Raw genomic sequence first — 26,620 nt, forward strand, 5'->3', positions numbered from 1 at the left:
TCCACAGCAAATGAACCGCTTTCTGCTATTAAATAATTATATTAGCCACTTGTTAATAACTATATGAAAAAATCAGGTATACATAAAATCCTTGTCGCCAATCGCGGAGAAATAGCCTTACGGATCATGCGTTCAGCACGGGAAATGGGAATCAAAACTGTAGCGGTATTCTCCGAAGCCGATCGTACGATGCCTTTTGTACAATATGCCGACGAAGCAGTATGTATTGGGCCGGCGCCGTCCAACCAATCGTACTTGCTGGGAGATAAAATCATAGCAGTAGCAAAAGAAAAAGGAGCCGACAGTATCCACCCCGGATACGGTTTTTTAAGTGAGAACGCCCGCTTTGCCCAACAGGTCAGCGATGCAGGACTTACTTTCATAGGCCCTTCTGCCGCTTCCATTGAAGTAATGGGTAGTAAGCTGGCCGCCAAACAGGCCGCGCAGAAATTCGGGGTACCCATGGTACCCGGTACCGAAACGCCGCTGCGCAGCGTGGAAGAAGCCCGCGAAGTAGTAAAGAAAACAGGTTTCCCGATTCTCATCAAAGCTTCTGCCGGTGGTGGAGGTAAGGGAATGCGGGTAGTCAATAATCCGGAAGAACTGGAAGAACAGATCCGGATGGCTAAAAGTGAAGCCCTCAACGCATTCGGCGACGATGCGGTATTCATAGAAAAATATGTGGGTTCTCCCCGTCATATCGAAATCCAGATCCTGGGCGATCAGCACGGGAACTGCGTATACCTGTTTGAAAGGGAATGTTCGATACAACGCCGCCACCAGAAACTGATTGAAGAAGCGCCGTCTTCCTGTCTGACCCCGGAAATCCGGGCGGCGATGGGCGCCTGCGCAGTGAACGTAGCCAAAGCCTGCGACTACTATGGCGCCGGTACTGTGGAGTTTCTGGTAGATGAACAACTCAACTTCTATTTCCTGGAAATGAATACCCGCCTGCAGGTAGAACATCCGGTAACAGAACTGATCACCGGATTGGACCTCGTAAAGGAACAAATTAAAATAGCCCGTGGGGAAACCCTGGCGTTTACGCAGGATAGCCTGCAGATCAACGGTCACGCGATTGAACTGCGTATCTGTGCGGAAGATCCGGCCAACAACTTCCTCCCGGATACCGGTAAGCTGGAAACTTATATCCGGCCACAGGGTTACGGCGTACGGGTAGACGACGGCTACGAGCAAGGCATGGATATCCCTATTTACTACGATCCTATGATCGCCAAGCTGATTGCGTGGGGAGCCAACCGCGAAGAGGCCCGGCACCGCCTCCTCCGCGCCATTGAAGAGTACCAGGTAAAAGGTATCCGCACCACCCTGCCCTTCGGACAATGGGCTTTACAGCAACCCGCATTTATCACAGGTCACTTCGACACCAACTTTATCGCGAAATATTTTACGCCGCAGGCACTCCAGGAGGCATCTGAAACCGTCAATAAACTGGCGGCTATACTGGCTGCACAAGTGTGGCAGGAACAAAACATATCTTTACAACAGGTAACTGATACAACGATAAAATCATCCGCCTGGAAAAAAAGAAATACGTTAAGATAAACCAAATAGGCTGTTAACTTTATTCAAATTGTTTTCTGCAAAACAGAAAACGAGTAACTTTGCGCCAATTTTTTTTGATGATACAGAATCTTATATTACAGATTATTGATTTCTTCTACCAACCTTTTGCCAAGATAATGCCGCGGCAAACCTTCCGCTACCTGGCATGTGGTGGCAGCAATACCGCGCTGGATATATTTCTGTATTTCATATGCTACAATTTCATTTTACACCAACAAATGGTACAGCTGCCATTTATCAGTATCAGCGCCCATATTGCCGCGCTGTTCATGTCGATGGCGGTCACTTTCCCTACCGGCTTCCTGCTGAGTAAATTTGTGGTGTTTTCAGATTCCAACCTGCGTGGCCGGATACAACTGTTCCGTTACTTCTTACTGGTAGGCATCTGCGTTATGCTGAATTATGTGCTCATGAAACTGTTTGTAGACAGGTTACACCTGTTTCCTACCGTCGGAAAAATATGTACGACAGTACTGGTGGTGATCTTCAGTTATCTCACCCAGAAAAAATTCACCTTTAAAGTGAAACAAACGAGTTAAATCGCGCTGTATATAAAACAAGATGCACCCGCCTTCCGGTGGGTGCATCTTGTTTTTAACGACTTCCATTATTTATCGCAGCTGATCATCCTGCCTAACAGGATCTGGTTCTGATGAAACAGCCAGCCAGGTAACCACCTGATTGCTAAAAATAAAAGAGGCGATGCTATGCTGCATCACCTCTCCGGTAATATTTTCCGTAAACTACTCTGCTTATTGCTGCTCGTAATAACAATGCCGGCATCTCGGTTCATACAAATCTTTTTCGCCCAGCAGCAAAGTTTCCTTCACCGCAGATTTACGGTAGGAATAATTGGCAATATGCCCGCATTTCACGCAGATGGCGTGCAGCTTGGTAATATAATCTGCCTTGGCCAGCAAAAATGGCATCTGGCCAAATGGTTTGCCGGTATAGTCCATGTCCAGGCCGGCAATAATCACCCGGATACCGCGCAATGCCAGCTGGTCGCATACATTGGGCAGTTCATTATCAAAAAACTGGGCTTCATCAATCCCTACTACATCTACTTCCTGCGCCAGTAACAATATCTGCTGGGAATTCTCGATCGGCGTAGACACAATCTTGTTTTCATCGTGCGACACGATACTACCTTCATCATAACGGGTGTCTACCGCCGGTTTAAAGATTTCTACCTTCAGATTGGCAATGTGTACCCGTTTCAGCCGGCGGATGAGTTCTTCGGTTTTTCCCGAGAACATAGAGCCGCAAATTACTTCGATCCAGCCCCTCCGTCCTCCTGCAAGAGAAGGTTCAATAAACATATTATACTAATTTGATTATTAATTAATTAAAATATTCTAATTTTATGCAAATAAAATAATTTCTCTCACACAGCGTTAACAATTAAGGCATGGAGAAGATTAATGCATTAATTGAAAAATTACAGGAATTAAAAAATTCCGGGGCGGACCTGTCAGCAATTTCCTATTATGTACAATTGCTGCAGGCAGAGATTATGCATGCCCGTAATAAACAACATCAGCAGGAAACCCAGGCGGGTCAAAGCCAGATAGCGGTTATTATGCCGGCGCAGCAACCTGTTATCATAACGATGCCGGTAACCACCGCGGCGCAAACTACAACATTCACCGCAAATGAACCGGCAATTGTTCCCACAACTTCTCCGGAACTTACGCACACTCCCGCGGCAGCTGCACCTATAACGGTAACGCCTGCTCCGGAAGCGGAAAACGTTCCTGCCCAACCGGAACCCGTGCCTATACCGGCAGCCAGCCAGTCACCTGTTACGACAGCTGACGACGTACCTGCCAAACCGGAACCTGTGGTAGTAGCACAACCCATTCCAACACTGGCCGCGAATCTGCCACCTATCATCACAACACCTGCTCCCGACGACGTACCCGCCAAACCGGAACCCGTTGTAGTAGCACAACCCATTCCGACCTTAGCTGCCAGTCAGCCGACCGCAGTACCGGAACCACACAAACCGGCAAAAGCCGCTACCCTCTTCGATCAGATCGACACCGCACCCGCTACCAATGGCCATAGTACGGCTACCAACGGCATCCGGAAAGATCTCAACGAACTGGTAGGTAATAAAGTCACCTCGCTCAACGACCGGCTGCGGATGCAACAGGTAGAAGTAGCGCAGAAACTGGGCGATCTGCCGGTAATGGACCTACGGCAAGGCATTGGTATCAACGATAAATACCAGTTCATACAGGAACTGTTTCACGGCGATAAAGACCTCTACGAACGTTCCATCAAAACACTCAACGAATGTGCCTCGCTACAGGAAGCCGACTACTGGCTCCAGCGCGAGATCAAGATCATACAGGGTTGGGAAGATGATCACCACCTGGTACAACAATTCTATGCTTTGCTGAGAAAACGTTTTTCCTGAATATACTGCAGAATTTTATGCGTGGCGCCGGTATTGGCTGCCACATAGTTACCCGCGATAGCGGCGGTTTGCTGATAATAATTTTTATCCGACAACAAAGCATCTACGCTGCTCCGTAAGGTTTCCGCATCCTGTACCACCAAGGCTCCCTTTTCCGCCACCAGCTCCACAGCTTCGAAGTACTTTTTGAATTCCGGCCCTATAATCACCGGCTTACTGTAAACGGCCGGCTCCAGCAGGTTGTGGATACCGTCTTTATCGAATCCGCCGCCTACATAGGCCAGCGTGGCATACCGATACAATGCCATCAACATCCCGATGTTATCGATAATCAGCACGTCTGCCGGTACAGCGCCTGCTTTCAGCGCCGTATACCGCACGGCCGTGGGAAACAGCGCCACAATGGCTTCAATGTGAGCATCATGAATTTCGTGGGGGGCAATAATCAGCTTTAACCCCGGCTGCTGCCGGCTATGCCACCACGTAGCCAGCACCTGTTCGTCTGATGGCCACGAGCTGCCGGCCACCACCAGCTGCTGCCCGGCGGCAAAATTGTCGATCAGCGGCAACGATGTTTGTTCTGTCAGCAAGGCGGCTACCCGGTCGAAGCGGGTATCGCCGCTCCGGCTTACCTGCGTTAGCCCGATGTTTTGGAGTAATACCAGGGAAGCGTCGTTCTGTACAAAAATATGTGTCAGCTGTTGCAGCAGGCGGCGGAACATGCCGCCCCAGGCTTTAAAAAACACCTGCTTCTCCCGGAAAATACCGGATACCAGCAACGTGGGAATACGACGTGTATGCAGCTCCGTGAGGAAATGATACCAAAATTCATACTTGATAAAGATGGCCAGCGATGGCTTTACGATGTCCAGGAAATCGCGGGCATTGCCCCGGGTATCCAGCGGCAGGTAGTAGACATAGTCGGCGCCTTTGTAATCCTTTCTGACTTCATAGCCGGAAGGGGAAAAAAAAGTTAACAAAATTTTATACTGTGGATATTGCGCCCGGATAGCTTCCAACACCGGCTTGCCCTGCTCAAATTCACCCAGGGAAGCGGCGTGTATCCATACCACCGGGCTGGTACCTACCCCCTGTTGCCGCATCCGTAATTGCCAGTCCTGCCGGCCTTTCAGCCAGCGCTGTGCTTTTACTTTTCCGGCAAGGGCAGCCAGCTGCACACCTGCTTTATATAATTGAAGCCCTGTGTTGTAAATTCCTGTTGCTATCATCCGCCAGTGTGCTTTAAGTTAATTTTTAATGTATTGCAAAGATAATCCCCAGCCATTCCCAAAATTTGTAAATTTGCACACTTTAAACAAAATAAAAATATACATTTCATATGGTTCCTATTCAGATGGTGGATTTGAAACGCCAGTATACTAAGATTAAATCCCAGGTAGATGTTGCCATCCAGGAAGTATTGGAAAACGCCGCTTTCATTAACGGTGGTGCCGTACAGCAATTTGCCGGTGAACTGCAGCAATACCTGGACGTGAAGCACGTCATTCCTTGCGCCAACGGTACTGACGCGTTACAGATTGCCATGATGGCCCTCGGGCTGGAACCGGGTGATGAAGTGATTACCCCTTCATTTACCTTTATTGCCACGGCAGAAGTAATTGCCCTGTTAAGACTGAAACCTGTTTTTGTAGATATAGACCCACAAACCTACTGCCTCGATGTGGCACAGGTGGAAAAGGCCATCACTCCTAAAACCAAAGCCATTGTACCCGTTCACCTGTACGGTCATGTAACCGATATGGAAGCGCTGATGGAAGTAGCCAACAAACATAACCTGTATGTAATCGAAGATAACGCACAGGCAATCGGCGGCAACTACACCTTCAAAGATGGCAGCACCAAAAAAGCCGGTACAATCGGTCATATTGGCTGCACCTCTTTCTTCCCTTCCAAAAATCTGGGTTGCTATGGCGACGGTGGCGCGATCTTTACCAACGACGACCAGCTGGCAGCACAGATCCGCATGGTAGCCAACCATGGCCAGTCTGCCCGCTACTACCACGATGTGGTAGGTTGCAACTCCCGCCTGGACACCGTTCAAGCGGCTGTATTGCGCATTAAACTGCCGTTGCTGGACGAATACATCAAAGCCCGTCGTGCCGTAGCTGATGCCTACGATGCTGCGTTTGCAGACGTACCACAGATCACCACACCATACCGTGCTCCTTACAGCTACCATGTATTTCACCAATATACCCTCCAGCTGAATGGTGCCGACAGAAATGAACTGCAAAAGTACCTGGCAGAAAAACAGGTGCCTTCCATGATCTACTATCCAGTACCTGCCCACCGCCAGAAAATGTTTGCGGAATATGGCAGCGATGCATTTGACTTACCCGTAACCGATTCCCTCACCAGCAAGGTGATTTCCTTACCGATACACACTGAAATGGACACCGATCAATTAGATCACATTATTCAATCAGTCAAATCATTTCTAAACAATCACCCCGCATGAAGATTACAGTAGTAGGCACCGGTTACGTAGGACTTGTAACCGGTACCTGTTTTGCCGAAACAGGCAACGAAGTAACCTGTGTAGACATTGACGCCAACAAAGTACAAAAGCTCTCCTCCGGCCAGATTACCATTTATGAGCCGGGTCTGGAGAAACTGTTTGAGCGGAATCTGAAGGAAGAGCGTTTAACGTTTACTACCAGCCTGGAAGAAGGGATTAAAGATGCGGAAGTAATCTTTCTGGCGTTACCCACTCCTCCGGGAGCGGATGGAGCGGCAGACCTGTCTTTTGTACTGAACGTAGCAGATCAGCTGGGCCAGTTGCTGACCGACTACAAAGTAATTGTAGACAAAAGCACCGTACCGGTAGGCACAGCCGAAAAAGTAACTGCGGCCATTGCCAAAAACAGTAAAGCGCCTTTTGATGTGGTGTCTAATCCCGAATTTTTACGGGAAGGCGTTGCGGTAGACGATTTCATGAAACCAGACCGCGTAGTGATTGGTACGGAATCTGAAAGAGCCCGTAAAGTCATGGCAGAACTGTATGCGCCTTTTGTAAGACAGGGAAATCCGGTCATCTTCATGGATGAAAAATCTGCGGAGCTGACCAAATATGCTGCTAACTCTTTCCTGGCAACCAAAATTTCCTTCATGAACGAAATCGCCATCCTGTGTGAAAAACTGGGTGCCGACGTAGACATGGTACGCCGCGGTATTGGCAGCGATGACCGTATTGGTAAACGTTTCCTGTTTCCCGGTATCGGTTATGGCGGCAGCTGTTTCCCGAAAGATGTACAGGCACTGGTAAAATCATCCCAGGATGCCCAGTATGATTTCAGAATACTGAACGCGGTTATGGATGTCAACGAGCAACAGAAACTGTTCCTGCTTCCTAAAATAAAATCCTACTTTAAAGACGATCTCCAGGGAAAACATTTTGCCCTGTGGGGACTGGCCTTTAAACCCAATACAGACGACATCCGGGAAGCACCCGCCTTGTACATCATCGATGCCCTGGTAGCTGCCGGCGCCACCGTGACCGTATTTGATCCGGAAGCGATGCCCAATGTACGTCAGCTCATTGGCGATAAAGTGACGTATGCAGAACACCAGTATACCTGCCTGGAAAATGCAGACGCCCTGATCATCGCTACTGAATGGAGCGTATTCCGTACACCGGACTTTCATAAGATTTCTGCCAGCCTGAAAAACCAGGCGATATTTGATGGCAGAAACCTGTTTGAAACACACCGGATGAAAGAACTGGGTTATCATTACGAAAGCGTAGGCCGTACAGCCGTTTTATCATAAATCTTTTAGACCTGACAAATGGAAAAGAAAAGAGTATTGATAGCTGGTGCTGCCGGCTTTCTCGGATCACACCTGTGTGACCGCTTTATAAAAGAAGGGTTTCATGTGATTGGTATGGACAACCTGCTCACAGGTAATATCAAAAACATTGAACACCTCTTTCCGTCACCGGATTTTGAATACTACCACCACGATGTTACCAAGTTTATCCACGTTCCCGGAAAACTGGACTACATCCTGAACTTCGCCTCTCCGGCCAGCCCCATCGACTACCTGAAAATGCCTATCCAGACCCTGAAAGTAGGATCCCTGGGCACGCACAACCTCCTTGGCCTGGCAAAAGAAAAGAAAGCGCGTATCCTGGTAGCTTCTACTTCCGAAGTATATGGCGATCCCAACGTACACCCGCAAACAGAAGAATACTGGGGTAATGTAAACCCCGTAGGCCCCAGAGGAGTTTACGATGAAGCGAAAAGATTCCTGGAATCCATCACCATGGCGTATCACAACTTCCATGGCGTAGACACCCGCATCATCCGTATCTTTAATACCTACGGTCCGCGTATGCGACTCAATGATGGCCGTGCCTTGCCGGCATTCATGAGCCAGGCGCTGAACGGACAAGACCTCACCGTATTTGGCGATGGTAGCCAGACACGCTCTTTCTGTTATGTAGATGATCTCGTAGAAGGTATCTACCGGTTGTTGCTGAGCGATTACCACTTACCGGTAAACATTGGCAACCCGCAGGAAATTACCCTGAACCAGTTTGCAGAAGAGATCATTGCCTTAACCGGTTCCAAACAAAAAATCGTGTATCATCCGTTACCAAAAGATGATCCGAAACAACGGCAGCCGGATATCACCAAAGCCCGTACCATCCTGGGCTGGGAGCCTAAAGTAGGCAGAGAAGAAGGCTTGCGTATCACCTACGAATATTTCAAACAGGCTTTATTAAAATAAATTCCTAATTTTTCTTGCATGAAGCGGAGATTACTGATTACAGGCGGCGCGGGTTTTATTGGCTCACATGTAGTACGTTTATTCGTCAACAAATATCCTGATTACCAGATCGTGAATCTGGATGCATTGACCTATGCCGGCAACCTGGAAAACCTGGCGGATATTCAGGATAAGCCCAACTATGTTTTTGAGAAAGGAGATATTACCGATGAAACTTTCATCGATCAGCTTTTTCAACAATACCAGTTCGACAGCGTGATTCACCTGGCAGCAGAAAGCCATGTAGACCGCTCTATCATGGACCCGCTGGCATTTATCCGGACCAACGTGCTGGGTACGGCTGTATTACTGAATAATGCCCGCAAACTGTGGAAAGATGACCTGACCAATAAACTGTTCTACCATGTATCCACCGATGAGGTATACGGATCACTGGGAGAAGAAGGTCTTTTCCATGAAACCACCGCCTACGATCCGCGTTCTCCGTATTCTGCTTCCAAAGCCAGTTCGGACCATTTTGTGATGGCCTATTATCACACCTATCATCTTCCGGTCATCATCTCCAATTGTTCCAACAACTACGGCTCTCACCACTTCCCGGAAAAACTGATTCCGCTGGCGATACACAATATCAAAAACAACAAGCCGGTGCCGGTTTACGGGAAAGGAGAAAACGTACGTGACTGGCTGTTTGTAGAAGATCATGCGCGGGCAATAGATACCATCTTTCACCAGGGTCGTACCGGAGAAACCTACAACATCGGCGGATTTAATGAGTGGAAAAACATTGACCTCATTCAGTTGCTGTGTAACATCATGGATCGTCAACTGGGTCGCCCCGAAGGTACTTCGGCACAGCTGATTACCTTTGTGAAAGACCGGGCAGGACACGATCTCCGCTATGCGATAGACGCCTCCAAACTGAACAAGGAACTGGGCTGGGCCCCTTCCCTGCAGTTTGAAGAAGGCCTGGAGAAAACAGTATCCTGGTACCTCGCCAACGAAACCTGGCTGCACAACGTGACCAGCGGCGAATACCAGCAATATTATAACGAGCAATACCAAAAAAGATAATTACAATAGCTGCATGTAAAAATCAGGCATCTCCCGAAAAACAATTCCTGCAGATGCCTGATTTTTAATGTCAGCTATATCAGGCTAAATCAATATTATGGGTTTTCAGCAAACCGGGATACCCGGGCTTTTGATTTACGAACCAAAAGTATTAGGGGATCATCGTGGATATTTTTTTGAGAGTTACAATGCCAATACCTTCCTGGAAGCGGGCATCGATTACAAATTTGTACAGGACAACCAGGCCCGTTCCAGCTACGGCGTATTACGCGGGCTGCACTACCAGCTGGAGCCACACGCCCAGACTAAACTGATCCGGGTACTGGAAGGCCGCATCCTGGATGCGGTAGTGGATATGCGTAAAGACTCGCCTACCTACGGCCAGTCTTATACCATTGAACTGAGCGCCGACAACAAACTGCAGCTGCTGGTGCCGAAAGGTTTTGCCCACGGTTACGCCGTACTCAGCGAAACAGCAGAAGTGATGTATAAATGCGATGACTTCTATAACAAATCCTGCGAAGGCGGTATTATCTACAACGATCCTGCCCTCGGCATCGACTGGGGCATTGATCTGAAAGATGCGATCATCTCGGAGAAAGACCTGCAACTGCCCAAACTGGCAGATATTACCCACAACTTTGTATTTTAACAGCTGATTACTTGCTATGAAAAATATTCTCGTTACCGGCGGAAACGGACAATTAGGCCAGGCCATCCAACAGATAGCCAGCCAGTATCCTCAGTTTAACCTGGTGTTTACCACCTCAGCAGAACTGGATATTACACAACCAGCAGCCCTGGAAACTTATTTTGCGACCCACCAACCGGATGCCTGCATTAACTGCGCTGCCTACACAGCTGTGGATAAAGCAGAGGCAGAAGAAGAGGCGGCGTTCCTCCTGAACTTCCAGGCCGTATTGAACCTGTCGGAGCTGTGCGCCAAAAACAACGTGCAGCTGATACAGCTCTCTACGGACTACGTATTCAGCGGCAGACAAAACGTGCCTTATACCGAAAACGACGATACTGATCCGGAAACCATCTACGGCAGCTCCAAAGTACGCGGGGAAGCAGTAGCATTGGGCTACAATCCCGATACCATCGTGGTACGTACTTCCTGGCTGTACTCCGAATTTGGGGTGAACTTCGCGAAACGTATGCGGGAACTGATGCAGGAAAAACAGGAACTGAAGGTGGTATTTGACCAAACCGGCACGCCTACCTATGCCGGCGACCTGGCCACTGCCCTGCTGGACATCCTGCAATACAAAGCTACCCATCCGGAAGCGGCGCTGGGCGGCATCTACCACTACAGCAATGAAGGGGTAACCAGCTGGTATGATTTTGCCGTAGCCATCAAAGAACTGACTCAGGCTACTACGGCCATATCCCCGGTTACTTCCGATCAATACCCCACTGCTGCCAAAAGACCGGCTTACAGTGTTTTAAACAAGGAAAAAATCAGGCAGACTTTCGGCATCACCGTTCCTTACTGGCGGGATAGTCTGATAAAATGTCTTAAAAATATATAGTCAACACCGGTATCCCGCAGTTCCAACGCTGCGGGATGCTTTTTTAGCCTCGTCAGCAGGCAGTCAAGCCTTGTAAACTGACATCCCGGCATTGTCAGCAAGCTACCCAGGCCTGTCAGCGGGCAGTCAAGGTGCGTCAACTGACAGTCAAGCACGGTAACCTGACAACCAGACTGTGTAAATATACAGTCAAGCCTTGTCAACAGACAACCTTACCGCGTAACTATACAGTCAAACACCGGCAACGACTATTTTATCGTTTTACGGCCGTAATCAGGGTACTCCCCAGCGGTTTTCCGGACTTATCAAAAGATCTTGTTTTCACCACCCCGAAACCCGGCGCGAACCACTCTTCCGCCACCAGCTTCATCGGTACCTCCGCTCCCATCATCTTCATCATAAAACTCAGGTCATAGCCAATCTTTACACAGTCCCAGGTACCGGCAGGCGTGGTCACCTTTTCATTGCCTTTTACCTTGCGGTTCGTGATGGCGTAATTGAAATCCACATCCATGCCCTTGATGCTCCCCGACATTTCGAAGCTGCCACCTTTCAGCTCCTGCCCGGCCTGCATCACCGTGGGATAATCCAGGAAAGCGGCAGCCGTTTTCCCTTCCATACTCACGTCTTTGAGCTGCGGCATACTGGGCATACCTACTTTCATATCAATGGCTACACCGCTACCATCACATTTAAAATGCCCGGCGCCGTTGGTCAGTACTTTGTTGTCTTTGTCGTAATAAGTAGAAGTAAAATCAGAAGTGGTACCTGTTCCATCTTTATGTACCTGGGTAATGGTATAGACATTTCTCCCACCCGGGTTATTTTTAGCGTCATAAATGGTCATCTCCACCACTGCATTATTCAGCAGGTAATAATAACCTTTACAATCCTGGGCAGACACTACATACACGCAACATAAGCTGCATACCAGCAAGAGGAAATATTTCATGACAACCTTTTTTGGGGCAACCCGGCACTGCACTATCCGTAGGATGGTTCAAATAGCAGGCTGTTTAGTGCAGGTGGGAACCTGTTATTACGTTACTAAATTTACGCAATATCCGGCGAATGCGGTGTTTTACAGGGGGTATATAAATCGCAGTTCAGACATTTTTTGTGTAGGTTTGCAAAAATTGAATATTTAAATCATGAATCTGATAGAAGAACTGCGCTGGCGGGGCATGCTTCAGGATATGATGCCTGGCACGGAAGAACAACTGCAAAAAGAAATGACCACTGCATATATCGGCTTTGACCCTACTGCAGAATCATTACACATTGGCAGCCTGGTTCCTATCCTCCTGCTGGTGCACCTGCAAAAGGCAGGACATAAACCCCTGGCATTAGTGGGCGGCGCTACCGGCATGGTGGGAGATCCCTCCTTTAAAGCAGAAGAAAGAAAGATGCTGGATCTGGATACCCTGCAGAAAAATGTAAATGGTATCAAAACACAACTGGAACGTTTCCTCGACTTCGACCCTGCCAAAGCCAATGCGGCAGAAATGGTCAATAACTTCGACTGGTTCCAGCACATCTCCTTCCTCGACTTTATCCGCGATACTGGTAAACACATCACGGTAAACTACATGATGGCGAAAGATTCCGTTAAAAAACGGATCGAAGGAGATAATGGGATGTCTTTCACCGAATTTACCTATCAGCTTATTCAGGGCTACGATTTCTATCATTTATATACTGCCAAAAACTGTAAACTGCAGATGGGCGGCTCTGACCAGTGGGGTAACATCGTTACCGGTACAGAACTGATCCGTCGTAAAGCCAGCGGAGAAGCCTTTGCCTTCACCTGTCCGCTCATCAAAAAAGCAGATGGCACCAAATTCGGTAAAACAGAACAAGGCACCGTATGGCTCGATCCTCAACGGACTTCCCCGTACATGTTCTACCAGTTCTGGCTCAACACCACCGACGTAGACGCTGAAAGCTATATCCGCATCTTCACCTTCCTGGAAAAAGATACGGTAGATGCCCTCATCGCCCAACACCGCGAAGCACCGGAACAACGCCAGCTGCAGAAACGCCTGGCCCAGGAAGTAACCACCTTCATCCACGGAGAAGCCAACTACGAATTTGCCGTGAAAGCTTCTTCCCTGCTCTTCAGCAACGATACCGCCGAATTGCTGGTATCCCTCACCGAAGAACAGCTGCTGGATGTAATGTCTGGTGTACCTCAGCACGAAATCGCCAAATCCGAACTGGAAGCCGGCAAAGATATCGTGAGCCTCCTCGCCGAAACCGGTATCTTCCCCAGCAAAGGAGAAGCCCGTAAAACCGTGCAGGGTGGCGGCGTGAGCATGAATAAAAATAAAATCAACGGCATCGAAACGGTAGTGAATACTACTGCATTGCTCCGGGATAAATATATTCTCTTCCAAAAAGGTAAGAAGAACTATTACCTGGTGAAAGCCGTGTAGATAATATGCTTGCAATAAATTAAGAAGGATGCCTGTGGCATCCTTTTTTAGTTTAACACGTTTTTTGTCAAAAAATGACTTATTCGTCATTGTTAAATATTATTCCCTGATTTATCTTTGATACAGACTACTAACAAGCGCTCCCCTTAGTTTTCTGATATTTCAGCAGGTACCTACCTGCAAACAGATTGTGCTGTTCCTCACCCTCTTTTCTTTTTTCAAACCACCATTCACCATCAAAATGTATGATCATGACTGAAAAAGAAATATTACTCATACTCATAGCGGATCTCGAAACTAAAAACCATCACCTGAGAACAGCCATACCAGCTATGGAACAGGAAGCCCAAATACTGCGGCAGGAAATTAGTTTGTTACAACAAAAGACTGCTTTATTAAACCAGGAAGTTGTTGAGTTGGAAGAAATACTTGTCGGGAGTTAATTACTTTGTTTATCTGCGTAACACTAAGATCCGCAGGCAGGCTGGATATGTCTGCGGATTTTATGTTGTTGTTTAATTGGAGGTATTTTTTATTTCATTTATTTCAGCGGGATATATTCTCCATTTCCATTTAAATAATCCTGTATACTTTCAATTGGAGAAACCTTTACCAGAATATCTTCTTTAACCAAAATATCGTATTCTTCCGCAATGTTTTCTTTATTACAGTGTGGACATATCATCGATTCAATGATACCATAGACTTTAACTTCCATTAAGTTAGCGCTTCCAATATCATTACCTCCCCATTTAATAGTTTCTCCTATTTGATATCGAAATTGCCAGGTGTCACCAAATTTAAATTGAATGTTGGCGTCATGTTTCTTCCCACAATCAGGGCATAAAATTTCAGCAATTAGCGTATTAAACGAGCCCATATTTTCCTAAAATCTCTATCTTAAGCATTTTAAACACGATCAATTTCCCGTTATTAATTCCATTGTAATAATATGTCACCTCAACATAGTACATCTGCTTAATCATTAAAACGCACATTCCAAACCGGTGCGTCCCAAAAACGTATATCATTTAAATTATACTGATACAGTGAGTCTTCGTAAACGAAAAGCCTGAAACAGACTTCTCTAATATCATCGGATATTTCCTGTCTGCTATAACTATTACCATACATAGGTCCTTCCCGCTTCATTACAATTGAATCCCCCCGTCTGACACCCAGATAAGAAGCGGCATCATAATACCAATCATATCGTTTATCTGGCCTCAGCTGTCTATACGTCGGATTCTTTGTCAACACTAAAAAAGCAACTTTTCCTTGATCAGGGCTATAAAGAATACTATCAATAATTAATTGGGTTGAATCGAAATAATCCGAGCTACGGAAAAAACCTTCACGCTTTAACAGTTGTTGTCTTAAAGCACGAATGATCTTAGTACTATCCTCATTATAAATACGTTTACTAACGGTGGTATGATTCAAAAACTTCTTTGGCGTATCTACATTTTTCCGAAACACCATCCATCCATGGATGTATTTATAATACCAAAATAATACGCCGGTAAAGAATAAAACCAATATGACCAGTACTGTTCTTTTATTCATGGCTTAAAACATTTATAATCTATTTTGGGGCAGCAACCGGTCTACTTAGATCAGGCCAATGTTTCACGTATTCGATATCAACAGAATCGTTTATTTGTAGTTTTGAGTCTTTCGAATCACCTTTATATATCTTGCCATCTACGTAAAACTGATAAGAGTAAGATCCTTCATGACTTACAGGGCTATTACCCCAATTATTTTTTTCATCAATAATTACTGCCTTTGTCTGGACTGCATTCCTCTTGAGCAAATATTGCGTTATTTTCCTCTTCCCAATAGTATAAAACATATAGCCAAAAAGAGAAAAAATTATAAGCAAACTTATTAAGTTCTTAAGTTTAATCAGACCAAACTTCCGACGGATTGGTAATTGTTTGCTTTGTTTCTTCTTATCCATGCTGTTTTATCTCAGTATGCCCATTAATGCTTCTTGTCACCCTCCATTCTTCATTGTTAATTCATAAACAATCACTGCTATCCATAACACGCCTATTATCGACATACACCAACCTAATACCTTATGCCTGTATCTCAACCAAAGTCTCAAACCTACAACAATTAGTACCGGACCAGTTAAAAACACCTGAATAAATCCATGATATGGCAATAATGGGAAGTAAGGATAAAGTGTCTTATAATCTTGTAAAATGTACAACAAAATGGGATAAATCATGATAGTCCCAAGGATATATAAGGGAATTAAACCTGTTTTCTTTGCAGTACGCGGCATATTTTATGCTCTTTTAAGGCACGCAAAAGTATTTCTTTGCACTGCAATTGACAGGGGAAGTTTAGGCTTGGATAGTTTGTGGGGTGTTAAGTGTTATGAAAAATCGTCAATAATCATTATCTAATGCTGTTATAATCAATTCAGGAGCATCTAAGGCATACCGAAAAGTAATAGAATCCCCTTCCCGTAAGCTATAAGGATCATGATCCCATCCACCATGATAGTTATATTCCTTACTTCCAATCTGATATTTAACTTCTATACTGCGACCTTTATAAGATCTCTTCCTCATAATAATCCCCTTGGAGTAGCCATAGTTTTTATTTATCTGATCTAGTTTATCTGATTTTGATTTACTCGCATACATATCCAGACAATACAAACCAATAACAACAATTCCGATTATTATAACAAATGTTAAAACCAGCTTTACTTTATTCATTTGTAAATTTCTCTTTTCAAATTAATATGGTACATGCTAAAAAGATATTGGCATATAGCTCTTCCTTTTATCCAAAGAAAAAAACTGATTATCGGCGTAGTTTAACATTATAAACTTAATGGATCTACTATATACTTTATCGTTCTACATTTGACAATAAGGTCGGATTCAGTATTTTCCTTTAGGTCAGCATCTAATATTATAGGGAAAAAATCGAAAACAATTTCATTGTCCTCATATCTAATCATTGCTGTATTAATAACAACACTGCATGTATTTCTATTTTCAATAAATCGAAAGCTCAAAACTTCTTCAAATATTAGTTTAACCTTTTCCCATTCATAATCTCTCTCCCTATTCATACAATGGATCATAATTTCAACTTTCCCTTTACTATCTGCGGAATGAACATCAATCTCAAAGGACATCGCCAGGACCAGCGCATCGGCGAAATCCTCATATTTATTAATTATTTCTTTTAGCATTTCGTTGATGATTACTAACTATTATTCGAACTAAAAAGCAGATAGAGATCTAATTATTCCGATGAAATCATTTTATTTTCAGCTCCACATCATGATTTATACTTCATCCATCTTCCCTAATCACCAGCTTAATTTTTTCTCCATCTTTAAGATTATAAACCTGCTTGGCCAAATGAGCATTACAAGCAATATAATTAGGGAAGGTGCTCGCATTAAAATTCTCTAAGCCATATGCTCCACCAAGCACAAACGGCATTTTTCCTATTATTCTCTGATTCCAGGATAAATCATTATGCTCTTTCCACTCATCTACATAACTAATACCAGCAATGTAATTCAAATCATCATTCAATTTAATCAGCCATTCTTCAAATGATTCTGCCACAATTGTCTGCACAGCCGTTTCTATGTCAAAGGATACTACACCACCTTTCTCTGTATGAAATGCAAATTGATTCCCAAAAACATCCTGTCCAAACGCTACAAGCCCCTTAAACAACTCTCCATACTCTTTGCTAAAATTTTCATTTACGACAGATATATTTCTAAAATCTCTCTCCTCCGAAAAGGAATAAAACTGCAAGGATTGGTTGAAGAAAAAACCACAATTATTGATATCTTCTATAAATGAAAAGTAAAATTCATCGTTTATGATTAATTTAAAATCATTTCTCAATATAGTGTCCAAATCCATCAGCAGGTCTTCTTTTGACCTATTGGCGCTGAAAAAATTAATGTAATCCTGGTATTCCATAGTTTTTATTGTCATGAGTATTAATATAACCGATCTTAGACATTCTCAAAATATCGACACCCAGTATATAATTTCAAAGGTAAATAGTAATGTACTTTAAGCAGATTGGATGATAACGAAGAAGCCTGATAGCAATCAGGCTTCTTCGTTATTTGAGTTTATTTAGCATTTTTTTTATTAGCCATACACTACCCAAAATAATAAATACGCTAATCGAAATTAGTACTAAACCAAGATTTAAATAAATCCGCTCTATTCTAGTTAATAATAAATTGGCAATCAAAGTTAACACTGAACAAATAATAGAGGCTCCTATATTTTTTAAAGTATATTGTTTACTTCTTATCATAACATACAAATAAGCGCCTAAAAAAACAGGTGAAAATAAAGTAGTTAGCCTTATAGCGAGTGTTATGTAAATACCAATACTATGCATTAAATGTCGATTTATTAACTACTATTTTTTAACCTTTCCGTTCTCATATAGATCTGAATAACACAGAATCCGCCATAATATCATACTGTTGACGCTCTGAGGGAGTCAGTTTCTCCTTTAGTTCTCTAATCTTTTCTTTGGCTTTTATTTGCGTAGAATCGGTTTCATAACATTTTTCAAAATACAGTATGGCTATCGAATCGTTTACCAATGAGTAATTTAATCCCATATTAAAATAAGCACTCGATTTTCTATAATTTAAAGATGCAGCCTTATTATAATCATTCGTAGATAGATAATATTTAAAAAGCATTGCATTACAATACCCACGTTTAAAATAATACTCACCATTTAAAGAATCAATTGCTATCAAAGTATCCAGATACTTAGCAGCAGTCTCATACTCGTTCTGATCATATAAGATATCAGCAGTTTGTTTTAATGACAGGATAGTATTTTTATCTGCTAAAGAAGGTGGGTGATTTTTACTATTGCAAGCTAAAATTACACACGTTGCAAAAATAAATTTTACGTTTCTCATTGTTTTTTATTTTCTTGCTGTTGTAGGACTTTTATAGGTATTTATTCCAGCAAGAATCCATTAAATACCTAACACTTTCCCTCAATTAAAAATATATTATGCGCGTATAATTCCAAAGCATCTCCAGCTTCGAATTCCAGATAAAAATATCGTCTTCCTTCCGCTGATATTTCATATAATACTCCATCAACTTCAAATCTACCTCTATAAAAGTTATTAAGTATACTGCTATCTGCTGTTAACGGTAGTTGCAAATTTAATTTCACTATAATAACACCCCTAAATTCCAGCATTAAATTCCTTGCCCCTTTGAAAAAACATTTCAGGCATTGGTTACCAAAGTCATAGCATATTTTGTTGCAGTAATAATCATTATGCAAATCAATAATCCCATAGTCCGTTTCAAAAATTAACAAGCTATCAAAAAGCGGAGATGCTGTCAACTCTAGCATGGTCCTATTTTCAATTTTTATAAAATGAGTATTGATTGCAAAATAGACTAATTCACAATTACAAAATGCTGACCCATGTAAAAACATAACGGCAGACCAGTATTAAATACCAGCCTGCCGTTGTTGTATGTGTTGATATGTGCTATTTCAGCATCAGCATATTTTTTCTTAATATTTTGAATTTACCTTCTGTGATAGCTACTGCCTTAGTATCTTTCAATCGTCCTTTTCCAGAGAAATGTCCTTCTATGGCGATATCATCAACTTTTGTGATCACAATCTCAAAAGGATCATCCGGATATTTTTCATTATTACCTGAGGCACGAAAAGTCTCCAATACGTTACTCCTATCAGTGGCCTGCATGTTAATGTTAATCAACTCAATCGCATTGTCAAGACCTTCCTTTACTTTACCATAAACCCCGGTTTTTATTTCATGATTAGGGAAGATTATTCTGATACCCAGTTTTTCATTATACTTCTTGCCGTCGCGCCCTACCAGATTAAGCGTGGAAGCCTGTTCGCTGGTTTTTTGGAAACTACTTTTCTCCGATAGAGAATCAGCATATTCCTTACCATCCACTTTCATACTAATAAAATCAGCAGGTCCATTTTCGATGGGCGTTGGTTCAACAATTTCCTCCTTATCTTTTTTGCAGGAAAATAATAAGCTCGTCGACAATACTGCTACTAATAAATTAAATGGTTTCATTGAGTTGATTTTAAGTTTATGATGCCGTCTAGGCGTATGATTTAACTAATTATACACCTAAGTAATTCCAAACCCTTATCTGAGCATTATATTTTTTTTTGCGTTCCGTCCGGGATAAAGAATTAAAACAACATTTCATAGTATTATTATCAACATGATAATATGTTTATAAAATCGTTTACCATCATTAATAATGCATCTAAAGAAATTATCTTGTGCGGTTAAAATCTGAGAAGAAATAAAAAAGGGAGCAATTAAGCCCCCCCAATAGTTTATATACACAACACATTATTGCAGAAAATACGTTAGCCTCATACAGCGGTAAGGAAAATAAACATACCTCTTATCCTGTCAAGGCATTCCTCTATTGACATCTCTTCAAAACAAAATCCGTCAATAATTTATTATCATAACACTTTCCTGTTTTTTTGTTCACCCATAGTCCCCAACGATCCATGCAATATTTTTCTTGTGATCTTCTATAACGAAAAGTAAATAATACCCGAACATCTATAGGCTTCGGAGTAGTCTCTTTAAATTTATTAGCATAATTAGCAAGGCGTTTGAGTTCAATCTTATCTTTTATATCTATGCGCCTAATTGTTTCTGCAAATGTCCCTTTAAAAAACTCACAAGGCACATCTTCCACAGTGCTTGTTGCAAAGTACTCATACTCTATCAATGCTCCAATAACTACCTTTTGAGATTGACTATAACCATACTTAGTAAAAAAAATATTCAAAACAGTAATCAAGATTACACTTATAATTATATTACGCATATTGCTACACTTACTGTTAGACCTTTTCTTTTATTCAAAAGCAAGGCAATCTTTCTTTGTGAGTCATACCACATCTGTGCTTCTTTCTCTCAAATACACTGCAAAACCATGGTAAATTATGCCATAAATTCGGCTCAATTAATAGTAGATTTAATCTCATTACTTCAATGAACGCACCAATTGAATCGTATTTTTCAGCTTATCTCTTTCTTTATCTTTTAGGTTTAGCATGTTCATATTAAGCCCTTGATACTGAAAAACTATTTCTTCCTTTCTCTTGACAATACAGATTGAATAAACAATATTAATTTTATTCAAATCACATATACATACAAAACCACCTTTTTCAGTTTCTCCCAATTGCTTCTCAAAGTGATCATTTTCTATACTACTAAATCCCTTCTTTTGGATATCCATTGTAGTCCCTTTCTCTAAAAGGCCAACATGATTCTCAGTTCTATAATACAAAACCTGACCCGGTGCATCATCGAATGGAATAGAAATACAGATCAACTGGTACTCACTCTGATTGTCTTTCTTAAACTTATTGTAATATTCTGTGTACCAGGTAATTTCTCTAAAAGGAGTGTCTAATGGTATATTATATACCTTGCAGGTATCTTCACATATCAGAACTGGTTTATCAATAGGTATTACCAGACAATGTAAAAGAAAAAGTACAGTATTCATGTTATATCATTTAATCTCCTTCCATCATCCCAAAAATACCTAGAAAACATTCCATTACTATCATCATATATTACAAAAATAAAATATCTTATTCCTGATGAAATAAAATAGCAAAACCGCAAGCCGTTTCTTGCGGTTCTTCATAGTAAATAACCTCCTTCTTAATCATTAAAAATGATTTTTAGTCTTTTGGCTATAGATTTAATATTTATAATTATATCTATCTCACCTCTTCCCTTTGGGCTTATTGGACTTCCTACTCTTCGATAATGACATTTTTAAAATTTCTCTTTTAAACATCCAATTTTTAACAACTACGGCAATTGAAACACCAAGACCAAACAATCCTAAACCAATTACAGAAAGAATATCTCCTAAACCTGAATCAAAAGCCCATAAAATTGTATCTTCTCCGGGTAGCATTTTAATATCAACTAGCTCACCTATGTAGTGTTCCTCACAAAAACCTCCGCGCGTTTGTTTTTCATATCTCTTAGAATTGTAGCTAAAAACAACTTGATAGCGGACTTTTGTACCAATGCAACTTGAGGGCATTTCCTCAATTTTCATTTTTACGATTGTACCATGCTGCCCGACCTCAAATTTCTTCAAACTATTGGGAATCAAGAAAAAGGAGCCAATAAAAAAAATCAGTCCTGCAATAAAAATAAATCTCATACTCTAAATTAATCAATGTGATAAAACCAAAGGTTTATATATCCGTGTATTATCTGTTTTAACTGGTGTGGCCTCCCCACTTGCGAGGGTCGTTAGTGCTTTATAATTACCTTGAATAATAGAACCCACTGCGCTAGAAGATACTTTACCGGCTGACCAATTCGTTACTTCTTGTGCAGCACTTTTTGCAGCCAGTTTTTTTGCAGCCAAGGCTCTTGGTACACTTGTAGGATCCGCGGCGGCTACTCTAGCAGCTCTATCTGCTTGTCGAGCGGTTGCGGCCACACGGCCATCTGAATGTATTTTAATATTCTTTGTAAGCTCTCCTGCCACTTTCCCAATAACAACATCTTCAATAGTTTTATGTATTGTAACTTCGCCATTTTCAGAATATTGCTTTAGTACAGATTCACCAACATCGATACTGGTTGACACAACTTCTTTTACTACTTTTCCAGCAATTCCTCTAGGGACAAAAGCTGATGTTCCTGATGATAAAAAACCAGCACCTGCAGAAATAGCAATTGCAGCTCCATCAACATTAGTAAGAGCATCGCTCCAACTTTTCCCTACAACCAAATTGGTAGCCACCTGTGTACCATACTCCACTGCCCCTCCTACTAATGCTCCAATAATATTCGTCCATATTTTACCATCTGGATCATTATTACTTATTGGATTGTTCTTCGCAAAATGATAAGGACTAAGTGACTCTTGTTCTCCTTTCTCTACAAGTGGGTCTAATTGCATAAACCGACCTAGCTGCTGATCATATGTCCTTGCATTAAAATCAAACCATTCCAATCCACTTCCATCACCGAATTCTTTGGTCTGCAGCTCATTTCCATTGTATTTCTTCCGATTCTCCGGATAATTCGCACCCTTCAACGCATTCGAACTAATCCCCGCCATCGTCAACCCAAAGGGGTAATAATGCGTTTCCTCCAGCACGGGACCACTCACTACGCCTAGCACCACATTATCAAAGAACACTTCCTGCGGCGTTTCGTTACTGGTATATACATACAGGAAGCCGCTTTTCTTGATGGGCATTTGATCTACCGCCAATGTTTGCAGCTGATCCGGTTCCGCTTTCACCTGTTTGACGCCGCTGTTCTCCTCAACTAAGTTAAACTGGTCGTCGAACAAAACAAAATTAAGATAGGCTTTTGGCCGGTCGGGATTTTGGCGGTTGGGTTCTTTATCTTTTAAACGTTGATAGTCTTTGTTGTAGAAGTTGGTATTGAAAGGGGTTTGATTACCGGCGGTCGCTACATCGTGGGCGCCCGCTTCGGGAGCCGTGCCGCCAAATGCTTGTACCAGCGCTGCCAGCATATTTTCTGCAGGCAGTTCTGACGCATTTTTGTCTTGCGGACCGGTAGATTTATAGAAGGCTTTAGCGCCAATCTGGATGGAGTCGCCGGCCATCACGCGTAGCACGATGGAAGGGCCGATTTTCTTACCACCGTTTTTAGCAGCCAGTTGGGCAACGGATTCATTTTGTGCCGTATCTTCTGCCGGGTAGCCTACCGGTTTAGGCGCACGGGTATCGTCGATGTTGCTGAACAACTGGGCTTCTTTGGCAGCTGCCGGTGTTTCCATGGTAGCAGCGTACATAGAAAAGTCGCGTTGCTCCGTGAGTACCAGGCGGGTATTGCCCAGGTGATCTTTTACAAAGTAGTCGTATACATACGTGGGGGCCTGACCAGTTTTATAGGCCAGTCGTACCCGGCCTTCTTCGTGGCCAAAGAACTGCAGCGTGTCGTTCTGGTACACGAAGCCATTGATATAACTGGTCGTAGTGGTTTTCACCGCTGATCCGGTTCTATCGGTCACTGTCTTTTTCACTTTGTTGCCGGCAGCATCGTATTGATAGGCGATGGTGCCTTTGTTATCCATGGTGATCAGTACCGGTAAGTTGAGATGGTTGTACGTGATGGCAGAAATGGATTTGTTCAGATCTTTCACCAGGTTACCGTTTACATCATAGTCGTAATCATTACCGGTGTTCTTGCCGTTCTTGAAGTCCCCCAGTGCAGTGGATACGCCACTGGTGTCGTATACCGCTGCCAGCTTATTGCTGTTGGGCAGATAGGTATAGGCCATTTGATCCAGGGGAACCCTGTTAGTACCCTCCATTCCCTTCTGTGCCATTTTGGTGATGTTACCATTGGCATCATAGTTTATCCAGGGTACGGAGAAATCCATTTTATTCTGCTCCCATTGGGTGCTGCCACTATTCTGCTGACTGAAATAGGCCTCCGTTAAACGACTGGTAAGGTCATAGTTATAACCGTAGGCGCGTTGCAGGGGATCATTCCAGCCTTTCCAGCGGATACCGCTGATATTACCATTGTAGCTTTTATTGCTGAAACCATTGTCGTAGTTCAGTTCCTGGCCGAAGTGGGAACCGCTGCCTCCATTATTCAGGTAATCTTTATTGACGCTGCGCAACCAGCCCCGGATGTTATACTCGTAAGACAACTGTTCCAGTGGCGGATTGTTTTTGTTGATGCCGAGTAGCTTTGTTTTGAGTTGTCCTAATTCGTCATAATCATTGGTGGCGATGGTACGCTCCAGATCAGTGGTATCATTCACCCGTTTCTTGATGGTTTTTAACCGGCCTGCGTCATCGTATGTCAGCTTGGTCAGTAAAGTGGTTTTAGCCGTAGCCGTACTGAATGGATTGCTATGCCGCTGATAGGTACTTAATACCTTACCATTGAAATCATACAGGTAGGTGATGGTTTCTTTACCACCGGCAGCATTATCGCTGATGGTTTGTAATACCCGGATTTTATCGTTGTAGTAAGTGGTGGTAGTGAGCCATTGGTTGGTATCCAGGATGCGCACTTTGGTGCCCGTCACCAGACCTTTTGCCTGCGTCAAGGCTTTGCCATAGGGCACCGCAAAGGCGCTGCCTTCCACCTGCGGTTTACTGGTATCTCCTAATGCAGCGGCCAGTACGCCTGCATAATTATAATGATCGTAGAAAGTATATGTAAGCGGTACCAGCGCCGATGCCGGAATACCTGGCAATGGGTTGGACACCGTAACAGTCGCTGTTTCACCGGTGAGTGTGGAATCTATAAACACGTCCACATTGACGCCACTACCGGAATCAAAACCATCTTCCAGCGTCACGCTGTTGGTGGCTACATAACTGTTGCGATCATGTTTATCTACAAATAAGTCCTTGATACCTGGGAAAGTATAGGCAGTCGTACCATCCGTGAGGGCTGCATTCATATTGGTTTGCAAGGTTGCCCGATTGGTATTGCTGTTATACAGCGCTGTTTCTACGGGTCTGTTGATAGCGTCGTAGAACGTCACCAGCCACTGATTGCCGGCACGTAATTTTCCATCCCGCACAAATACCAGGCGATCCCGCACATCGTATACCATCTCCGTAGAATCGGCGCCAGGTACTTTTTTGACGATCATCCGGTTCTTCCCATCGTATTGGTATTGGAAACACAGTTCAGCCGCTACCGATGCCACGTTCCAGGTGCTGGTAATTTTTTCGGTGGCCAGCGGCGGGATTACGAAACGAACGTTGTTTAAATCATCGTACACATAATAAGTACACAACCAACCCATATGTGCCGTACCAGGTGTAGTGGCCAGTTGTACTTTTTTCAGCATCACCAGGTCGTCTTTGTCTTTGTACACCACTACCTGGTTGCCGTTTTCGTCGGTCGTTATGTTTTTAAATAATGCGCCGGTACTATAGATAGCATTGGTAACGGGCGTATTGCCCTGCATATTCCAGATCCGCACGGAATCTGTTGCCGTATTCACCTCATATCCTTGTTTTACCGGATGATTGCCACCGGTTTTCGCCCAGCTGTTACCCGGTGCATAGGTATTCAGTACCCGATTCAGCGGCGACGCTTCAAAATCTGTCTGGCTATAATAAACGGCTTCATTTTTAGCGCCGGGATTCAGTACCGGATCTGCATAAAATGCCTGCTGCCCTGTAAAAGGATCGGTTTTGAATTTACCATCGCTGACATTACCCGTTTTCGGCACATACGGCAGGTATTTATATTGTTCTCTACCCATGGCATCATACACCACCGGCGCCACCACGTCTTTGCCCGTATTACTCATGCCTTTGGCCACCGTTTGCAAAGGCCGGCCCAAGCCATCAAAGTATTGGGTAGATTGCCGCACCTCTCTTACCGGCCGGCTGGCATTCACCACTGCGGCGCTATCGGTAGTGGGCATCGCCGGTTCCCAGATACGGATATAGTTAATGGTCGTATTGCTATAAGCGCCAGGTACGGGTGCTGCCACGGCAGATACGCCGTTTCCGGGAGTGGGTTTGTTCTGCGCCTGCAACAAACTACTCAGGAGTAGGGATATTGCCGTCAGGCAACCGGTATAGGTATATTTTCCAAACATATAATACAGCGGAATAGGAATAAATTATTTTATCTTGATCGCCCTTCCATTATCATGGTCTTATAATGTGGGCTAACCGTTATTGTCCTATCACTAAGCAGCGGGTTTCCAATACGACATACTATCTTAATGACGCTG

General features: G+C 43.5%; 27 protein-coding genes. 11 read left to right on the top strand and 16 right to left on the bottom strand.

The features are described 5' to 3' along the window. Positions 1-63: 63 nt before the first annotated feature. Together accC and OL444_RS31095 are read left to right on the top strand one after the other, a co-directional pair. The gene (accC, locus tag OL444_RS31090) at positions 64-1,566 is read left to right on the top strand and encodes an acetyl-CoA carboxylase biotin carboxylase subunit (RefSeq protein WP_264726730.1); all 1,503 of its coding nucleotides are present in this window, start codon (positions 64-66) and stop codon (positions 1,564-1,566) included. A 77-nt stretch (positions 1,567-1,643) separates the two neighbouring features. Then, positions 1,644-2,126, top strand: coding sequence for a GtrA family protein (locus OL444_RS31095; protein ID WP_264726729.1), 483 nt, complete (start codon positions 1,644-1,646; stop codon positions 2,124-2,126). 213 nt (positions 2,127-2,339) lie between these two features. Here the strand turns inward: OL444_RS31095 and OL444_RS31100 are convergent, their stop codons facing one another. Beyond that, a complete protein-coding gene (locus OL444_RS31100; RefSeq protein ID WP_264726727.1) occupies positions 2,340-2,909 on the bottom strand; it encodes a thymidine kinase in 570 nt (189 codons plus the stop codon). A gap of 89 nt (positions 2,910-2,998) precedes the next feature. Here OL444_RS31100 and OL444_RS31105 point away from each other — a divergent pair, with 89 nt between their 5' ends. Then, positions 2,999-4,012 carry a DUF8457 domain-containing protein gene (locus OL444_RS31105; RefSeq protein ID WP_264726725.1) on the top strand — a complete coding sequence of 338 codons (1,014 nt, stop codon included), beginning with the start codon at positions 2,999-3,001 and terminating at the stop codon, positions 4,010-4,012. On the opposite strand, the gene OL444_RS31110 is transcribed toward OL444_RS31105, so the two are convergent. After that, complete coding sequence (locus tag OL444_RS31110; RefSeq protein WP_264726723.1) at positions 3,982-5,241, bottom strand: 3-deoxy-D-manno-octulosonic acid transferase; 1,260 nt, start codon at positions 5,239-5,241, stop codon at positions 3,982-3,984. The genes OL444_RS31105 and OL444_RS31110 overlap by 31 nt on opposite strands. A 110-nt stretch (positions 5,242-5,351) precedes the next feature. On the opposite strand from OL444_RS31110, the gene OL444_RS31115 reads away from it, so the two are divergent. The 6 genes from OL444_RS31115 to rfbD all read left to right on the top strand — a co-directional run bounded on the left by OL444_RS31115 (position 5,352) and on the right by rfbD (position 11,373). Then, the gene (locus OL444_RS31115) at positions 5,352-6,491 is read left to right on the top strand and encodes a DegT/DnrJ/EryC1/StrS family aminotransferase (protein WP_264726721.1); all 1,140 of its coding nucleotides are present in this window, start codon (positions 5,352-5,354) and stop codon (positions 6,489-6,491) included. Beyond that, positions 6,488-7,801 (top strand): UDP-glucose dehydrogenase family protein, encoded by a 1,314-nt coding sequence (locus OL444_RS31120; RefSeq protein WP_264726719.1) that lies wholly within the window; start codon positions 6,488-6,490, stop codon positions 7,799-7,801. The genes OL444_RS31115 and OL444_RS31120 overlap by 4 nt, the downstream gene beginning before the upstream one ends. Positions 7,802-7,819: 18 nt before the next feature. Further along, complete coding sequence (locus OL444_RS31125; protein ID WP_264726717.1) at positions 7,820-8,764, top strand: UDP-glucuronic acid decarboxylase family protein; 945 nt, start codon at positions 7,820-7,822, stop codon at positions 8,762-8,764. Positions 8,765-8,782: 18 nt separating this feature from the next. Continuing rightward, entirely contained in the window at positions 8,783-9,838 is a 1,056-nt protein-coding gene (rfbB, locus tag OL444_RS31130; RefSeq protein WP_264726716.1) for a dTDP-glucose 4,6-dehydratase, read from the top strand. Between the two features lie 97 nt (positions 9,839-9,935). After that, positions 9,936-10,490, top strand: coding sequence for a dTDP-4-dehydrorhamnose 3,5-epimerase (gene rfbC, locus OL444_RS31135; protein WP_264726715.1), 555 nt, complete (start codon positions 9,936-9,938; stop codon positions 10,488-10,490). 16 nt (positions 10,491-10,506) lie between these two features. After that, entirely contained in the window at positions 10,507-11,373 is an 867-nt protein-coding gene (gene rfbD / locus OL444_RS31140; RefSeq protein ID WP_264726714.1) for a dTDP-4-dehydrorhamnose reductase, read from the top strand. 253 nt (positions 11,374-11,626) lie between these two features. On the opposite strand, the gene OL444_RS31145 is transcribed toward rfbD, so the two are convergent. Next, on the bottom strand, positions 11,627-12,325 hold the full coding sequence (locus OL444_RS31145) for a TapB family protein (protein ID WP_264726712.1): 699 nt from the start codon (positions 12,323-12,325) through the stop codon (positions 11,627-11,629). A 199-nt stretch (positions 12,326-12,524) separates the two neighbouring features. On the opposite strand from OL444_RS31145, the gene tyrS reads away from it, so the two are divergent. Both tyrS and OL444_RS31155 read left to right on the top strand, forming a co-directional pair. Further along, positions 12,525-13,808, top strand: coding sequence for a tyrosine--tRNA ligase (gene tyrS / locus OL444_RS31150; RefSeq protein ID WP_264726710.1), 1,284 nt, complete (start codon positions 12,525-12,527; stop codon positions 13,806-13,808). Positions 13,809-14,059: 251 nt separating this feature from the next. After that, on the top strand, positions 14,060-14,251 hold the full coding sequence (locus OL444_RS31155) for a hypothetical protein (protein WP_264726708.1): 192 nt from the start codon (positions 14,060-14,062) through the stop codon (positions 14,249-14,251). 98 nt (positions 14,252-14,349) lie between these two features. Here OL444_RS31155 and OL444_RS31160 read toward each other — a convergent pair whose 3' ends face one another. The 13 genes from OL444_RS31160 to OL444_RS31220 all read right to left on the bottom strand — a co-directional run bounded on the left by OL444_RS31160 (position 14,350) and on the right by OL444_RS31220 (position 26,482). Next, a complete protein-coding gene (locus tag OL444_RS31160) occupies positions 14,350-14,688 on the bottom strand; it encodes a hypothetical protein (RefSeq protein ID WP_264726705.1) in 339 nt (112 codons plus the stop codon). Positions 14,689-14,786: 98 nt separating this feature from the next. Beyond that, on the bottom strand, positions 14,787-15,374 hold the full coding sequence (locus OL444_RS31165; protein ID WP_264726704.1) for a hypothetical protein: 588 nt from the start codon (positions 15,372-15,374) through the stop codon (positions 14,787-14,789). 19 nt (positions 15,375-15,393) lie between these two features. Beyond that, positions 15,394-15,771 (bottom strand): hypothetical protein, encoded by a 378-nt coding sequence (locus tag OL444_RS31170; RefSeq protein ID WP_264726701.1) that lies wholly within the window; start codon positions 15,769-15,771, stop codon positions 15,394-15,396. A 439-nt stretch (positions 15,772-16,210) separates the two neighbouring features. Next, entirely contained in the window at positions 16,211-16,546 is a 336-nt protein-coding gene (locus OL444_RS31175) for a hypothetical protein (protein ID WP_264726699.1), read from the bottom strand. Positions 16,547-16,653: 107 nt separating this feature from the next. Further along, positions 16,654-17,031: a hypothetical protein gene (locus OL444_RS31180; protein WP_264726697.1), complete on the bottom strand. Its 378-nt coding sequence runs from the start codon at positions 17,029-17,031 to the stop codon at positions 16,654-16,656. Between the two features lie 103 nt (positions 17,032-17,134). Further along, complete coding sequence (locus OL444_RS31185) at positions 17,135-17,785, bottom strand: SMI1/KNR4 family protein (protein ID WP_264726695.1); 651 nt, start codon at positions 17,783-17,785, stop codon at positions 17,135-17,137. Between the two features lie 479 nt (positions 17,786-18,264). Continuing rightward, positions 18,265-18,762 (bottom strand): tetratricopeptide repeat protein, encoded by a 498-nt coding sequence (locus OL444_RS31190; protein WP_264726693.1) that lies wholly within the window; start codon positions 18,760-18,762, stop codon positions 18,265-18,267. 68 nt (positions 18,763-18,830) lie between these two features. Then, the gene (locus tag OL444_RS31195) at positions 18,831-19,214 is read right to left on the bottom strand and encodes a hypothetical protein (RefSeq protein WP_264726691.1); all 384 of its coding nucleotides are present in this window, start codon (positions 19,212-19,214) and stop codon (positions 18,831-18,833) included. Between the two features lie 142 nt (positions 19,215-19,356). Next, positions 19,357-19,926 (bottom strand): hypothetical protein, encoded by a 570-nt coding sequence (locus OL444_RS31200; RefSeq protein ID WP_264726689.1) that lies wholly within the window; start codon positions 19,924-19,926, stop codon positions 19,357-19,359. A 364-nt stretch (positions 19,927-20,290) separates the two neighbouring features. Continuing rightward, complete coding sequence (locus OL444_RS31205) at positions 20,291-20,707, bottom strand: hypothetical protein (RefSeq protein WP_264726688.1); 417 nt, start codon at positions 20,705-20,707, stop codon at positions 20,291-20,293. Between the two features lie 159 nt (positions 20,708-20,866). After that, positions 20,867-21,397: a hypothetical protein gene (locus OL444_RS31210; RefSeq protein ID WP_264726685.1), complete on the bottom strand. Its 531-nt coding sequence runs from the start codon at positions 21,395-21,397 to the stop codon at positions 20,867-20,869. Between the two features lie 225 nt (positions 21,398-21,622). Beyond that, positions 21,623-22,075 (bottom strand): hypothetical protein, encoded by a 453-nt coding sequence (locus OL444_RS31215; RefSeq protein WP_264726684.1) that lies wholly within the window; start codon positions 22,073-22,075, stop codon positions 21,623-21,625. A gap of 12 nt (positions 22,076-22,087) precedes the next feature. Then, a complete protein-coding gene (locus tag OL444_RS31220; RefSeq protein ID WP_264726682.1) occupies positions 22,088-26,482 on the bottom strand; it encodes a DUF6443 domain-containing protein in 4,395 nt (1,464 codons plus the stop codon). Positions 26,483-26,620 lie beyond the last annotated feature (138 nt).

This window comes from Chitinophaga nivalis (genome assembly GCF_025989125.1).
GTDB lineage: Bacteria > Bacteroidota > Bacteroidia > Chitinophagales > Chitinophagaceae > Chitinophaga > Chitinophaga nivalis.

Excerpts from the sequence above, each read along its gene's own strand:
- accC (WP_264726730.1), top strand. The coding sequence starts at position 64 with ATGAAAAAATCAGGTATACATAAAATCCTTGTCGCCAATCGCGGAGAA.
- OL444_RS31095 (WP_264726729.1), top strand. The coding sequence starts at position 1,644 with ATGATACAGAATCTTATATTACAGATTATTGATTTCTTCTACCAACCT.
- OL444_RS31100 (WP_264726727.1), bottom strand. The coding sequence starts at position 2,909 with ATGTTTATTGAACCTTCTCTTGCAGGAGGACGGAGGGGCTGGATCGAA.
- OL444_RS31105 (WP_264726725.1), top strand. The coding sequence starts at position 2,999 with ATGGAGAAGATTAATGCATTAATTGAAAAATTACAGGAATTAAAAAAT.
- OL444_RS31110 (WP_264726723.1), bottom strand. The coding sequence starts at position 5,241 with ATGATAGCAACAGGAATTTACAACACAGGGCTTCAATTATATAAAGCA.
- OL444_RS31115 (WP_264726721.1), top strand. The coding sequence starts at position 5,352 with ATGGTTCCTATTCAGATGGTGGATTTGAAACGCCAGTATACTAAGATT.
- OL444_RS31120 (WP_264726719.1), top strand. The coding sequence starts at position 6,488 with ATGAAGATTACAGTAGTAGGCACCGGTTACGTAGGACTTGTAACCGGT.
- OL444_RS31125 (WP_264726717.1), top strand. The coding sequence starts at position 7,820 with ATGGAAAAGAAAAGAGTATTGATAGCTGGTGCTGCCGGCTTTCTCGGA.
- rfbB (WP_264726716.1), top strand. The coding sequence starts at position 8,783 with ATGAAGCGGAGATTACTGATTACAGGCGGCGCGGGTTTTATTGGCTCA.
- rfbC (WP_264726715.1), top strand. The coding sequence starts at position 9,936 with ATGGGTTTTCAGCAAACCGGGATACCCGGGCTTTTGATTTACGAACCA.
- rfbD (WP_264726714.1), top strand. The coding sequence starts at position 10,507 with ATGAAAAATATTCTCGTTACCGGCGGAAACGGACAATTAGGCCAGGCC.
- OL444_RS31145 (WP_264726712.1), bottom strand. The coding sequence starts at position 12,325 with ATGAAATATTTCCTCTTGCTGGTATGCAGCTTATGTTGCGTGTATGTA.
- tyrS (WP_264726710.1), top strand. The coding sequence starts at position 12,525 with ATGAATCTGATAGAAGAACTGCGCTGGCGGGGCATGCTTCAGGATATG.
- OL444_RS31155 (WP_264726708.1), top strand. The coding sequence starts at position 14,060 with ATGACTGAAAAAGAAATATTACTCATACTCATAGCGGATCTCGAAACT.
- OL444_RS31160 (WP_264726705.1), bottom strand. The coding sequence starts at position 14,688 with ATGGGCTCGTTTAATACGCTAATTGCTGAAATTTTATGCCCTGATTGT.
- OL444_RS31165 (WP_264726704.1), bottom strand. The coding sequence starts at position 15,374 with ATGAATAAAAGAACAGTACTGGTCATATTGGTTTTATTCTTTACCGGC.
- OL444_RS31170 (WP_264726701.1), bottom strand. The coding sequence starts at position 15,771 with ATGGATAAGAAGAAACAAAGCAAACAATTACCAATCCGTCGGAAGTTT.
- OL444_RS31175 (WP_264726699.1), bottom strand. The coding sequence starts at position 16,546 with ATGAATAAAGTAAAGCTGGTTTTAACATTTGTTATAATAATCGGAATT.
- OL444_RS31180 (WP_264726697.1), bottom strand. The coding sequence starts at position 17,031 with ATGCTAAAAGAAATAATTAATAAATATGAGGATTTCGCCGATGCGCTG.
- OL444_RS31185 (WP_264726695.1), bottom strand. The coding sequence starts at position 17,785 with ATGGAATACCAGGATTACATTAATTTTTTCAGCGCCAATAGGTCAAAA.
- OL444_RS31190 (WP_264726693.1), bottom strand. The coding sequence starts at position 18,762 with ATGAGAAACGTAAAATTTATTTTTGCAACGTGTGTAATTTTAGCTTGC.
- OL444_RS31195 (WP_264726691.1), bottom strand. The coding sequence starts at position 19,214 with ATGCTAGAGTTGACAGCATCTCCGCTTTTTGATAGCTTGTTAATTTTT.
- OL444_RS31200 (WP_264726689.1), bottom strand. The coding sequence starts at position 19,926 with ATGAAACCATTTAATTTATTAGTAGCAGTATTGTCGACGAGCTTATTA.
- OL444_RS31205 (WP_264726688.1), bottom strand. The coding sequence starts at position 20,707 with ATGCGTAATATAATTATAAGTGTAATCTTGATTACTGTTTTGAATATT.
- OL444_RS31210 (WP_264726685.1), bottom strand. The coding sequence starts at position 21,397 with ATGAATACTGTACTTTTTCTTTTACATTGTCTGGTAATACCTATTGAT.
- OL444_RS31215 (WP_264726684.1), bottom strand. The coding sequence starts at position 22,075 with ATGAGATTTATTTTTATTGCAGGACTGATTTTTTTTATTGGCTCCTTT.
- OL444_RS31220 (WP_264726682.1), bottom strand. The coding sequence starts at position 26,482 with ATGTTTGGAAAATATACCTATACCGGTTGCCTGACGGCAATATCCCTA.